The sequence below is a fragment of the Bacillus paranthracis genome (assembly GCF_024296885.1).
Taxonomy (GTDB): domain Bacteria; phylum Bacillota; class Bacilli; order Bacillales; family Bacillaceae_G; genus Bacillus_A; species Bacillus_A paranthracis.
In genome coordinates, this window is the sequence record NZ_CP101135.1 from 4024467 (window position 1) to 4037647 (window position 13181).

General features: G+C 36.6%; 12 protein-coding genes. 3 read left to right on the plus strand and 9 right to left on the minus strand.

Translation table 11 applies throughout. The annotated features are described in order from the left end of the window. Positions 1 to 36: 36 nt before the first annotated feature. A complete protein-coding gene (locus NLJ82_RS20830; RefSeq protein WP_000435966.1) occupies positions 37 to 915 on the minus strand; it encodes a YitT family protein in 879 nt (292 codons plus the stop codon). 150 nt (positions 916 to 1065) lie between these two features. On the opposite strand from NLJ82_RS20830, the gene NLJ82_RS20835 reads away from it, so the two are divergent. Beyond that, positions 1066 to 1320: a DUF2624 domain-containing protein gene (locus NLJ82_RS20835; protein ID WP_001048963.1), complete on the plus strand. Its 255-nt coding sequence runs from the start codon at positions 1066 to 1068 to the stop codon at positions 1318 to 1320. A 26-nt stretch (positions 1321 to 1346) separates the two neighbouring features. Here NLJ82_RS20835 and NLJ82_RS20840 read toward each other — a convergent pair whose 3' ends face one another. Together NLJ82_RS20840 and NLJ82_RS20845 are read right to left on the minus strand one after the other, a co-directional pair. Continuing rightward, on the minus strand, positions 1347 to 2243 hold the full coding sequence (locus tag NLJ82_RS20840) for a deoxyribonuclease IV (RefSeq protein ID WP_000912469.1): 897 nt from the start codon (positions 2241 to 2243) through the stop codon (positions 1347 to 1349). Positions 2244 to 2473: 230 nt separating this feature from the next. Further along, positions 2474 to 3784, minus strand: a complete 1311-nt coding sequence (locus tag NLJ82_RS20845) for a DEAD/DEAH box helicase (protein ID WP_000194028.1) — start codon at positions 3782 to 3784, stop codon at positions 2474 to 2476. A gap of 180 nt (positions 3785 to 3964) precedes the next feature. Here NLJ82_RS20845 and vrrA point away from each other — a divergent pair, with 180 nt between their 5' ends. Next, positions 3965 to 4708 carry a VrrA/YqfQ family protein gene (gene vrrA / locus NLJ82_RS20850; protein WP_000484138.1) on the plus strand — a complete coding sequence of 248 codons (744 nt, stop codon included), beginning with the start codon at positions 3965 to 3967 and terminating at the stop codon, positions 4706 to 4708. Positions 4709 to 4797: 89 nt separating this feature from the next. Further along, positions 4798 to 5748 carry a 4-hydroxy-3-methylbut-2-enyl diphosphate reductase gene (locus NLJ82_RS20855; protein WP_000706669.1) on the plus strand — a complete coding sequence of 317 codons (951 nt, stop codon included), beginning with the start codon at positions 4798 to 4800 and terminating at the stop codon, positions 5746 to 5748. Positions 5749 to 5789: 41 nt separating this feature from the next. On the opposite strand, the gene NLJ82_RS20860 is transcribed toward NLJ82_RS20855, so the two are convergent. The 6 genes from NLJ82_RS20860 to NLJ82_RS20885 form a co-directional block, all read right to left on the minus strand. Beyond that, positions 5790 to 6911 carry a Nif3-like dinuclear metal center hexameric protein gene (locus tag NLJ82_RS20860; protein ID WP_000036211.1) on the minus strand — a complete coding sequence of 374 codons (1122 nt, stop codon included), beginning with the start codon at positions 6909 to 6911 and terminating at the stop codon, positions 5790 to 5792. Next, positions 6908 to 7615, minus strand: a complete 708-nt coding sequence (locus NLJ82_RS20865) for a tRNA (adenine(22)-N(1))-methyltransferase (RefSeq protein WP_001006548.1) — start codon at positions 7613 to 7615, stop codon at positions 6908 to 6910. Before NLJ82_RS20865 ends, NLJ82_RS20860 begins: the two co-directional genes overlap by 4 nt. Positions 7616 to 7780: 165 nt before the next feature. Beyond that, on the minus strand, positions 7781 to 8137 hold the full coding sequence (cccA, locus tag NLJ82_RS20870; protein WP_000828145.1) for a cytochrome c550: 357 nt from the start codon (positions 8135 to 8137) through the stop codon (positions 7781 to 7783). A 385-nt stretch (positions 8138 to 8522) separates the two neighbouring features. Then, on the minus strand, positions 8523 to 9650 hold the full coding sequence (gene rpoD, locus NLJ82_RS20875) for an RNA polymerase sigma factor RpoD (protein ID WP_000764060.1): 1128 nt from the start codon (positions 9648 to 9650) through the stop codon (positions 8523 to 8525). Positions 9651 to 9709: 59 nt separating this feature from the next. After that, positions 9710 to 11506, minus strand: a complete 1797-nt coding sequence (dnaG, locus tag NLJ82_RS20880; protein WP_000528216.1) for a DNA primase — start codon at positions 11504 to 11506, stop codon at positions 9710 to 9712. A gap of 851 nt (positions 11507 to 12357) precedes the next feature. Continuing rightward, positions 12358 to 13170, minus strand: coding sequence for a pyruvate, water dikinase regulatory protein (locus NLJ82_RS20885; protein ID WP_000368943.1), 813 nt, complete (start codon positions 13168 to 13170; stop codon positions 12358 to 12360). Positions 13171 to 13181 lie beyond the last annotated feature (11 nt).

The window sequence follows — 13181 nt, forward strand, 5'->3', positions numbered from 1 at the left end:
AATTCTCTGCTTTCAAAAGATATTATAATTAATTTTTTAGTGAATAGCCGATTTAAACTTACCACCATTTGTCTCTTGTGTACTCATAATTGTAACAAACGCATTCGCATCAATTTCATACACAATTGATTTTAACTTTGTCACTTCTAGACGTGTTACCACTGCATAAATAACTTCTTTTTCTTTATCCGTGTAACCGCCTTTCGCTACAAGCTTTGTAGTTCCACGACCAAGACGATGCAAAATCGCATTTGATACTTCCTCATATTGATCTGATACAATTAAAACAGCTTTCGTTTCATCTAAACCTTGAATGACTGTATCAATTGTTTTGAATGCAATGTAGTACGTCATAACAGAATACATCGCTTGTTCCACACCAAATACAAATGCTGCCCATGCAAAAATGAATAAGTTCACAAACATTACAAATTCGCCTACGGAGAAAGGTAATTTCTTCGTTAATAAAATACCCATAATTTCTGTTCCGTCCATTGATCCACCATGACGAATAACGAGCCCTACACCAAGACCTAAAATAAGACCACCAAACACTGTAGCTAAAATTGGCTCTGTTGTAAATGGCGGAACAGCATGTAACGTTGATTCAATAAACGCTAAAGCTACAATACCGAACGCCGAAGATAACATGAACGTTTTTCCAATTTGCTTATAACCCGAATACATAAATGGGATATTGAGAATAACGACTAAAGTAGAGAAACTTAACCACCAAATATTAGGAGTAAGATAATCTAATATAAGAGAAATACCAATAATTCCACCATCAATAATTTTATTTGGCATTAAAAATAATTCAATCGCTACCGCTGCGCATGCTGCTCCAAAAATAATCATAACTAAACGATACATAAGATGGATAACACTTTCTTTTCGATGTTGCTTCTGCTCCATAAGTCCTCCCTTATACTCTTTTTCTATAGTTTTGTCCTTATATTATAACATACGCTTCTTTTTCTCATGAAAAAAGAAGCTCTATATGAATATGTACAAGCTACGTACTCATATATTTCGATAGAAGAACGTGTGAAGGAGGATAACTCGATGAACCTCATTAAACAACTTGTAAATAAAAAATTAAATCATATTTCTACAAAGGAATTATTGAAATATAGTAAAGAATATGATGTTCCAATTACGACTGCACAAGCTGATCAAATTGTTGGACTTATGAAAGGAAAGAATATTAACATTTACGATAATGACGAACGACTAGCGCTCTTAAAACAAATAGCTCAAGTAACCTCGCCCGCTACTGCCCAACAAGTAAATACTTTATTTCAACAACTACTAAAATAAGGAGGGGATATTCCCCTCCTTATTGCTTATTGCGCTTTAATTTTCTCAAGAAGCCCTTCATCAAAAGTACCATTTTTCAGCATTTCGATTTCCAATTTATATGGCGGCTTCTTGTCCTTTTTATCTTCACCTACATATGGTGTTTCCAGAATTTTTGGTACGTGCATTAATTGCGGATGATGCACAATATGATGCAATGCTTTATAACCGATATGACCGAAACCGATATTTTCATGACGGTCCTTTCCTGCGCCGCGTACATTTTTACTATCATTAATATGAAGTACTTGTAAACGATCGATACCAACAATCTTATCAAATTCGTTTAATACACCGTCAAAGTCATTTACAATGTCATATCCTGCATCGTGCGTATGACACGTGTCAAAGCATACCGATAGTTTTTCATTATATGTTACACCATCAATAATTTTTGCAATTTCTTCAAAGCTACGGCCGCATTCTGTTCCTTTTCCTGCCATCGTTTCTAACGCAATGTTCACCGTCTGATCTGGCGTTAATACTTCATTCAGCCCTTTAATAATTTGTTGAATACCAGCGTCTGCCCCTGCACCAACGTGCGCACCTGGGTGAAGAACGATTTGTTTTGCCACACCTAATGCTGATGTTCTTTCAATTTCCATACGAAGGAAATCTACACCTAATTGGAATGTTTCTGGCTTTGTCGTATTTCCGACATTAATAATATATGGCGCATGTACGATAATCTCTTCGATACCGTTTTGTTCCATATGTTTTCTTCCTGCTTCTATGTTCAATTCTTCAATTGGTTTTCTTCTTGTATTTTGCGGTGCACCTGTATAAATCATAAACGTTGTTGCACCGTATGAAACAGCCTCTTCACTTGCTGCTAATAACATTTTCTTACCACTCATAGAAACATGAGATCCAATCTTTAACATACAATCACCTCTTCAATATACAATAGATATAATGATAGCATAATTTGTAGAAATATGTAGTGAATTGTTTGTTCACAAAAAACGCACTACATAAATTTATACGACTATTTAAACAGACTATACTCTTCATTTACATTATCTAGATGAAGCGAAACTTTAATCAATATTTTCTATCCATATTGATTACGGCTCTCACAAATAGCTGGATAAAAAAAGATAAGGGAAATCCCTTATCTTTTTTTATTGCTATATTTTCTTTTCACTTTGTCACGTTCTGTTGCAAGTTTACGTTTATAGTTTGGTTTTACTTTTTTCGGTTTTTTAACAACTTTCGTTGCCATAACATCAAGTTCATCATTTGGTTTTTTACGGCTCTTACGACGACGACGTTCACCTAAATCCGTCCACTCATCTCCACGTAAATCTACATGTTTAAACTCGATATGACGTTGTTTTTCTAAACTATCTAACGCTTCTTCGTTTGCTGGATCATAAATCGTCACTGCAATACCTGAATAGCCTGCACGTGCTGTTCTTCCCACTCGGTGAACGAAGAAATCTAAATCTGATGGAAGTTCGTAGTTAATAACATGACTAATTCCTTCAATATCAATACCACGAGCTGCTAAATCAGTTGCAACAATATATTGGAATTCAAGGTCACGAATTTGTTTCATCATTTTTTTACGATCACGAGGTGATAAATCTCCGTGAATTCGTCCAACTTTTAAGCCGCGTTCCGTTAATCCGTCAGCAACTTGATCCGCCATTTTCTTCGTATTCGTGAAAACAACTGCTAAATACGGCTTAAATTGTAGCAACATTCTTTTCACTAAATCGATTTTGTTACGATGTTTAGAAGGCACTAAATAATGCTCGATATTTCCAGCCGCAACTTGTTTTGGATTGATATGAATATGCTCTGGATTCTCCATGTATTTCTTCAGAAACGGTTTTAGTTTTTGAGGAATTGTTGCAGAGAAAACTAACATTTGCAAGTTTTTAGGCATGCGTGCTGCAATCTTATCTACATCATGAATGAATCCCATATCAAGCATTAAGTCTGCTTCATCGACAATAATTGTATTTGCTTTATGAACAAACAGTGCTTGTTCTTCTACTAAGTCTTTAATACGTCCTGGTGTTCCAACTACAATATGAGGTTGTTTTTTCAACTTTTCAATTGATCGTTGTTTATCAGTTCCACCAATTAAACAACGTGCTGTAATCATTTGATCTTCCGCACAGAACTTTGTTAATTTCACGATTTCTTCGTAAATTTGTTGTGCTAACTCACGAGTAGGCGCTGTAATAACAAGTTGTACTTCTTCACGACCTGGGTTAATTCTGTTCAATGTAGGAAGTAAGTATGCATGTGTTTTCCCAGAACCTGTTTGGGATTGTCCAATTACACTTACACCTTTTTTCACGACCGGGAAAATTTTCTGTTGAATTCCTGTCGGCTCTGTAAAGCGTAGTTCACGAACTGCATCTATTAAAAATGGTTTAAAATCATACTGTGTAAAAGTTTGTTGTGTCATAAGTTACACCTTCTTTCTAAATTTCTACTGCGCGCACAAATCAGTCAAGTCTACATTATATCGAAATCTACAAGTAAAATCCATCTTTAGTTTAGGTTTTTACTTCAAAAACTAACCTTCTTCCCTCTTATTGCATATTGTATGTGTATATACCTAACTGAAGAAAGGAGGATTTCTCACATGTTTCCAAAATCCCCCATGAGGCAAATGTATCCGAATCCAGGGCAGCAACCTTATACACCATATCCAATTCCACAACTACCACCGATGGCACAAAAAAAGAAAGGATTTCTTGCTAAACTCTTTAAAAAACACGATCCAACCGAAGCTTTCATGCAAATGGTTCCGCCTTATCGACAAATGGAAGGACCACCAATGATGCACCAGCACCAGCAACCGCCACCTCAATATCGACAGCAATATCAGCAACAATACCAACACCAATACCCGCAACAATATCGACAGCAATATCAACCATACATGCAGCAGCATCCCGAGCAAATGATCCCTCCTCAAATGTATGAATCAAACGACACGCGCGGCGGTGCAGCAAATACAGACACATCAAGTAGCGGCATCGGTAGTTTTTTTTCGAATTTAATTTCGAATCCAACTAATATGATAAATAATATCGAAAAAGTATCACAAGTCGTTCAATCTGTAAGCCCTGTCGTCGAACAGTACGGTCCCATTATGCGTAACCTACCAAGCATTGTTAAAATTCTAACCTCTGGAAAAAGTACGGAAGAAAATCCAACCGAAGATCAAACTGAAGACGTAACAGAAAAGGTTGAGGTAGCAACTCCACATCCTCCATCCAAAAAAAGAAAAAGAAAAAAAATGGTGATTGAGCCAGTCATAGAAAAAGAAGTACGAGAGGAGCCTGTTCAAAAAATAGCAACAAAACCAAAACTATATGTGTAACAATCCTTTGTTTTCTATCCACTCCTCCTTTATAATGTAAAAGACTATGCACAAAAGTATCCCTTGTTTAGAAGGAGAGGATTACTCGTATGAAAATTGTTAAAATTTCCCCTCGTGGTTATTGCTACGGTGTTGTGGACGCGATGGTTATTGCACGTAACGCCGCATTAGATACATCATTACCAAGACCTATTTATATTTTAGGTATGATTGTTCACAACAAACATGTAACAGATGCGTTCGAAGAAGATGGCATCATCACACTAGATGGTCCAAGTCGATTAGACATTTTAGATAAAATCGATTCTGGTACTGTTATTTTCACTGCACACGGTGTTTCTCCAGAAGTTAAACAACGTGCAAAAGAAAAAGGTTTAACAACAATCGATGCCACTTGCCCAGATGTTACAAAAACACATGACCTTATTGAAGCAAAGAAAGCTGAAGGTTACCATGTCATTTATATTGGCAAAAAAAATCATCCAGAACCAGAAGGCGCAGTTGGTATCGCACCTGACATCGTTCATCTTATCGAAAGAGCCGATGATTTAAAAACATTAGAAATTCCAACGGATAAAATTTTAGTTACAAATCAAACAACGATGAGTCAATGGGATGTTCAACATTTAATGGAGGACATTCAGAAGAAATTCCCAACAGCAGAGTTCCATAAGGAAATTTGTTTAGCAACTCAAGTTCGCCAAGAAGCGGTTGCCAAACAAGCTGATGTTGCAGACTTAACAATTGTTGTCGGTGACCCGAAAAGTAATAACTCAAACCGTTTAGCACAAGTATCGCAAGAAATCGCTGGTACGAAAGCATACCGCGTTGCGGACGTAAGTGAAATCAAATTAGAATGGCTACAAGGTGTCGAGAACGTAGCTGTTACAGCAGGCGCTTCTACTCCAACACCAATTACAAAAGAGGTTATCGCTTTCTTAGAGCAATATGACCCAATGAATCCTGCTACATGGGAAAGAGTTCGAAAAGTACCGTTACAAAAAATATTACCTCGTGTAAAAGTGAAAAAAGAACAATAATAAAAACCGTTGCCTATATGAGCAACGGTTTTTTATTTTTCTTATACAAATGTAAATGGATCTGTATGTAACTGTGAAGCATGAATATGTACATTCAGTTTCTTTGCATCTGCTTTTTCTTGTAATTGCTTTTGTACACCTTGCTTCATTACCTTTTCAACGTTATGTCCTGGGTCGACGATATTTAAACCGAGCATCATCGCATCATGGGCAACATGATAATACATGTCACCTGTTACATATACATCCGCACCTTTAAATTTAGCTTGATTGATGTATTTGTTACCATCGCCACCAAGTACAGCTACTTTGCGCACTTTATCATCTAATTTCCCAACAACTCGCGCACCCTTTACATCTAACGATTGCTTTACATGTTCCGCAAACTGTCCAAGTGTCATTTCTTCTTGTAAATACCCTATTTTTCCAAGCCCTAACGTTTCACCTTTGTTATCAAGTGGATACACATCATAGGCTACTTCTTCATATGGATGTGCTGTTACCATTGCTTTAATCACTTTTCGTTGTAGTGAAGCTGGAATAATCGTTTCGATTCGCACTTCTTCTACGCGCTCTAACTGTCCAGTTTCCCCGATATAAGGATTTGTCCCCTCTTGAGGTACAAACGTACCTGTACCCTCGCTATTAAACGTACAGTGACTATAATTGCCGATATGACCAGCACCTGCGTCTCCTAATGCTTTTCGTACTTCTTCTGCATGAGTTTCAGGCACAAACACAACAATTTTTTTCATTTCTTCTGCATATGTCGGTGCCAAAACTTCTGTATTTTGCAATCCTAACGCCTCAGCAAGTAAATCATTTACCCCGCCCTTAGCAACATCCACATTTGTATGCGCGGCATAGATTGCAATATCATTTTTAATACACTTTTCAATAATTTTCCCATATGCCTTATCTGTATGAATCGCTTTTAGCGGGTTAAAAATTAAAGGATGATGCGCAATAATGACATTCGCTCCTAATTGAATTGCTTCATCCACAACTTCTTCCGTTACATCTAACGCAATTAATACGTGCTGCACGGGTTTATTAAGCGCTCCAATCTGCAAGCCAATCTTATCTCCTTCCATCGCCAAATGCTTCGGATACATACTTTCAAATAACGAAATAATTTCATGGCCATTTGGAATTTTACTCATGATAAAACCTCCCCTATCATTTTCATTTTCGCTTCTACTTCCGCACGCTTCGCTTTTGTTTCTTCAGAATCAGCCGCACGTTCTAACTGCTTTAAAATATTTTGGAAGTTTTTTAATTCTCCTTCCCACTTTTCAACGAAAGCTTCACTTTTTTCTTTCATTAAAAATGGTCCCATAAATAATTCAGCCTGTTTATTTTCAGAGTAAGGAACCGTGATATTTCCTCGCTCCCCTACTAAAATCTCGTAAATTTTCCCATCTTCTTTTACGATTTTTTCATGGATAAGCTCCCATCCATTCGCAATAAACCATTCACGAATGTGATGCGCTGCAATATTCGGCTGTAAGATTAAACGTGTTACACCTTCTAATTTTTCTTTACCACTTTCTAAAATATCACGAATTAACGCTCCGCCCATTCCGGCAACCGTAATTACATCTACTTCTCCTGGCTCGATAACAGCTAATCCATTCCCTTTACGCACATCTACTTTATCTTGTAAGCCACTTTCAGCTACAGTTGCCTGCGCAGAGCGAAATGGTCCATCTACAACCTCTCCAGCAACTGCTTTAGTAGCAATATTATTTATAATTGTATAACACGGTAAATACGCATGATCCGATCCAATATCGGCAACTGTAGATCCTACTGGTATTTCACGCACAACTTCTTCTAATCGTTTTGAAAGCTTTACTTCATTCATGTATTTCCATTACTCCTTCTCTTGTCAGTCTGTCTCCATGATAATGAATTTATAGTAGTTGTTGCAAGCCTATAACAACAATTCACTTCTCTATCATTCATCGTATTTTAGAAAATATAGAAAAACAAGCCTTTTGCTTAAGCAAAAGGCTTGTTATACGGAACTTTATTTTTTCTTCGATAACCAATCAGCTACTTTAGCGGCTTGATCAGCTGGAACTATATTCGGTGGCATATTGCCTTTTCCTTTCGAAAGAATTTCTTTAATTTCATCCTTTGAAAGTTTCCCACCAATTTTTTGTAAATTAGGTCCTACCGCCCCTTGTAATTGATCACCGTGGCAGCTCGTACAGCTTTGCTTCACAATATCCTCTGGCTTGGATGCTGTTTGTGCTGGCTTCCCGCCATTTTTTGCATCAGCTAACTCTTTAGATTTATTTAGCCCCTGAAATGAAAATACAAACATAACGATAATACCCAATGCTGCAATAAGAGCGAACGGAATCAGCGGATTACGTTTCATATCTCTTCTCCCCCCTCTATACCCCTAAATAGTTAGATGATTCAGTCATTTCCATTGTACTTGAAAACGCTCTATCAGAAAAGAGTAAACTACTAATCGTTAAAAATATTCCATAAATTCAGTTTATTGTTTTTTATTGTTATATCGCTTATTATTTCGATAATTATTAACGTTTCTCATCATATTTTTCACTTTTCTACATATATTTTTGTATAGAATAAACAAAATTAATCGAAAAATCGAAAAATGAGCATTTGCAAATCAAAAGACAATTCTGTAAAATAAATTACAAGAAATTGTAATCGTTGCTGACAGCTAAAGTTTAACAAAAATTAACAAAATAAAAAAGTTTACTTCACAAAAGTGAAGTAAACTTAAAGGTAGCCTATTCTAAGAAATCCTTAAGACGCTTACTACGGCTTGGATGTCTCAATTTACGAAGTGCTTTTGCTTCAATTTGACGGATACGTTCTCTCGTTACGCCGAATACTTTCCCAACTTCTTCAAGCGTACGAGTTCGTCCATCATCTAAACCAAAACGAAGACGTAGAACATTTTCTTCACGATCTGTTAGTGTATCTAACACATCTTCTAATTGTTCTTTTAGCAATTCATACGCTGCATGGTCCGCAGGCGATGTTGCTTCTTGGTCTTCAATGAAATCACCTAAATGGGAGTCATCTTCTTCACCAATCGGTGTTTCAAGAGAAACTGGCTCCTGTGCAATTTTCAAGATTTCACGTACTTTTTCTGGAGCAAGATCCATTTCTTCACCAATCTCTTCAGGAGATGGTTCACGTCCTAAATCTTGTAATAATTGACGTTGTACACGAATTAACTTATTAATCGTTTCAACCATATGAACTGGGATACGAATTGTTCTTGCTTGGTCTGCAATCGCACGTGTAATTGCTTGGCGAATCCACCAAGTTGCATACGTACTAAATTTGAAACCTTTACGATAATCGAACTTTTCAACCGCTTTAATTAGACCCATATTCCCTTCTTGGATTAAGTCTAAGAAAAGCATACCACGGCCCACGTAGCGCTTTGCAATACTTACTACAAGACGTAAGTTTGCTTCTGCAAGACGACGTTTCGCTTCTTCATCGCCTTCTTCAATACGCGTTGCAAGTCGAATTTCTTCTTCTGCAGATAGTAAATCTACACGACCAATTTCTTTTAAATACATACGAACAGGATCGTTGATTTTAACCCCTGGTGGTACACTTAAATCATTGAGGTCGAATTCTTCTTCCGATTTTGCTATTTGGCGATTATTAGGGCCTTCGTCGTTGTCATTGTCGCCAACTAAGTCAATCCCTTGTTCACCTAAATATTCATAGTATTCATCCATTTGATCGGATTCAATTTCAAATCCATTCATGCGTTCTGCAATCTCTTCATATGTAAGAACGCCACGTTTTTTTCCGAGCTCAGTGAGTTGTTCTTTCACTTGCTCAAGGGTCATTTCAGTTTCAATTTGTTTAGAACGAGCTGGTTTGTCAGCCATCTGTTCCCCTCCTTACGCGAGATACAAACATTCATTATACTAAAAATTTATCAAAAAAGCTATTTTCTCGCTTTTTGATTTTGTAAATATGCTACATAATATTTAGCAGCCTCTACAGGATCTGTTTTTTCCATTTGTTTTATCTTGAAGATGATTTCCATCTTTTCAAGTTTTTCTTGATGACGTCTAAGCGTCTCCAAATGGCCTTGTAACACTTCTTCTGTGTATTCTGGATTAATAAATTCATCCGTCGAAATATCAGTAATAATATTTTTCAACTTTTCATCAGAGAGCCAACTTAAAAATGTTCCGACTGAAGGTTCATTTCCCTTTTCATAATATGCGTATAGTTCATATAAAATCCCTTTATGTTCTTCTGTATGAAAATCTTCTATGTGGGATTCCATACGAACGGCCACTTCTGGACTTTGCAACATATGGTAAATAATTTCTCTTTCTGCCCTTTCAAAACCTGTTAACTTCGGTTTTGTTTGAACAATTTGAGACGGCTTAGAAACCTGCTTTACTTGTTTTTGCTGTACCTTTTGTTCTTTGCGATATTGGTGCAATTGATTCAAAAGTGTTTCCATTGAATACGAAAATTCTTGCGATAATGACTTCAAATATGATTCTGCCTGCATCGCATCCTGTAACAACGATAACTCTTTTAAAACACTTTTCACATACTCTTCTTTGCCCGACTCATCTTGCAAATTTTTCCCTAAACGCAAATAATTTATTTTAAAACCAACAAAACTTATACTTGATTTCACAAGATTTTCAAAAGCAGTTGTCCCATATTGTTGCACATATTCATCAGGATCAAGCTTATCTGGCAAGGATGTAACTTTCACTTGGCAACCAACTTGCAACAATAATTGCCCTGCTTTCATCGTCGCTTCTCGCCCTGCTTTATCACCATCATAGCAAAGAACAACAGTTTCAACGTTACGTCGCAGAAGTTTTGCTTGTTCTTCAGTTAAAGCTGTTCCCATTGTCGCAACAGCTTCTTCCACACCACTTTTTACCGCAGCTAGTACGTCAGCATACCCTTCAAAAAGGACCACTTGCCCACGTTTTCTAATAAACGGCCTCGCTTGGTGGAAGTTATACAACAATTTACTTTTGTGAAAAATTGGTGTTTCTGGGCTATTTAAATATTTCGGAGTGTCATCTCCTAATGCCCTTCCACTAAACGCTATCACTTTACCTTGTAACGTATAGATTGGAAACATAACTCTTCCACGGAAGCGATCATAATGACTACCATCCTTCTCGCTTCTTATGAGAAGACCAGCTTGTTCCATACTTGATAGCGATAAACCTCTTTTTTGTAAAATTTTCGTTGCTGCATCCCAAGCAGGTGACGCATAACCAATTTCAAACTTCTCAATCATCTCTTTTGTAATACCACGTTTTAACAAATACGAAAGTGCTTCATTTCCTTCTTCTGTATTTACTAATAAATGATGATAATACTTTTTCAAAAGTTCATGAGCCTGTTGCATGATGACAGTGTCATCAGATATGTCTTCTTGTTGTCCTTGCCCTGATGTATACTCTGCAACCGCAATTCCATTTCTTTCACCTAGCTTTTGAACAGCTTCGGTAAAAGCCAGTCCTTCCATTTTCATTAGAAAGGAAAATACATTTCCACCTTCTCCACATCCGAAGCAATGAAAAATTTGCTTGTCAGATGAAACAGAGAATGAAGGAGAATTCTCACCATGAAACGGACAAAGGCCGAAATAGTTACGTCCCTGTTTTCTAAGTTGAACGTATTCACCAATCACTTCGACAATATCGGATGATGTCCGAATTTGTTCAACAACTTCTTCAGGAATTCTGTTCCCCATAACTCCATCTCCGTGTCGTATTTTGTATTCGATATAAATTAAAAAATTCCTTTATAATTCGACAATATTTTTTCTAAACTTATTAGAAAATGTTGTCGATCACGTTATCAAGCGATTTTGCAGACCCTTTTCTGCGTAACTTCGCAGATACGTACCTACTATATAAAATTGTATCCATTTGCTCATCTATTACAAATGTACCTCATGGAGACAATACATATGCACTTTTTCATAAGAAGACTAGCAAGCACCATATCCTATGTGATCACGAGATCTGTTTTTTGCATGTTGATACATATAAAGAAATCAACTTTTGCTTATTCAGCATCTACATAGATCCAAATTCCCTCGCTGCTTCCTTAAACGATGAGCATACGATGTGACAAACAAAATTTTGACATGAAATTTCGTTCCAGCTCGCACAATTGTCAGCCTTCACAGTATATGCATCTGCATCAACTCATACCATATTGATGTTTTGCATATTTCTGTATTCTACATCCCTTCTGCGAATCCTTCCATAATGTGCGTTTTCTTGTATAGATTTTGTCGATTTAACGTAATTACATGTCATTTCTTAAATCCTATCCCTAGTTTATTCTGAAAAATTAAAGTCTAAACGTAAAATATAGGTTTTTATCACAATTTTTTATTATAATATATTTTCTTCAACTACGCTACATATCCCTTTATTTTTTCATCTTCTATTTCAGGATAGTGAAATCCTACCTTTAGCATAATAAAAAGACCGAAAAATATAAGCATAACCACTTCGCTATCATCTATTACGAAATCAGCAGGCACTGTGTTTCTCACGAGCGAAAAAAGCACATTCACCTTTGGTAAATGTGCTAAAACATTTTTTGGTTTTGCACTGCATTCACAATAATGTTAGCTGTTTCTTCAATCGCTTTGTTCGATACATCAATTACTTGACAATTTATTTTACTAACTACATTCTCAAAGTGATCAATCTCTTCTTTAATACGATTAATATTGGCATATGTTGCTCCATCACTTAGTCCAAGTGATTTCAATCGCTCTTTTCGAATATGATTTAACTTCTCTGGCGTAATTTTCAAACCGAAGCATTTTTCTTTAGCCACTTGATATAATTCTTCAGGCGGATCTACTTCTGGTACTAGTGGTACGTTGGCAACTTTCAAACGTTTGTTATGAGCTAAATATTGAGAAAGTGGTGTTTTTGATGTGCGTGAAATCCCAATTAACACGATATCTGCTTTTAAAATACCACGTGCATCTCTACCATCATCATACTTCACAGCAAACTCAATCGCTTCAATCTTTTTAAAGTATTCTTCATCTAACCTACGAACAACACCAGGCTCATATCTAGGCACTTGCCCGGTAATTTCTTCAATTTGATCGATTAGAGGGCCAATAATATCATATGCCTCTACACCTTCTTTTGCAGCCTCTGTCACTAAATATTGGCGCATGTCAGGCTTTACTAACGTAAAACAAATAAGTGCTTGATTGCTCTTAGCAATCGAAATCACTTCTTTTAATGTCCCTGTATCTTCTACATACGGCACACGTCTAATATCAGGAGCAAATGGGAATTGCCCCATTGCTGCTCGAACAACCAAATCAGCCGTTTCTCCTACAGAGTCAGATACGACATATACGATTTTATTATCCATTACATTACCTC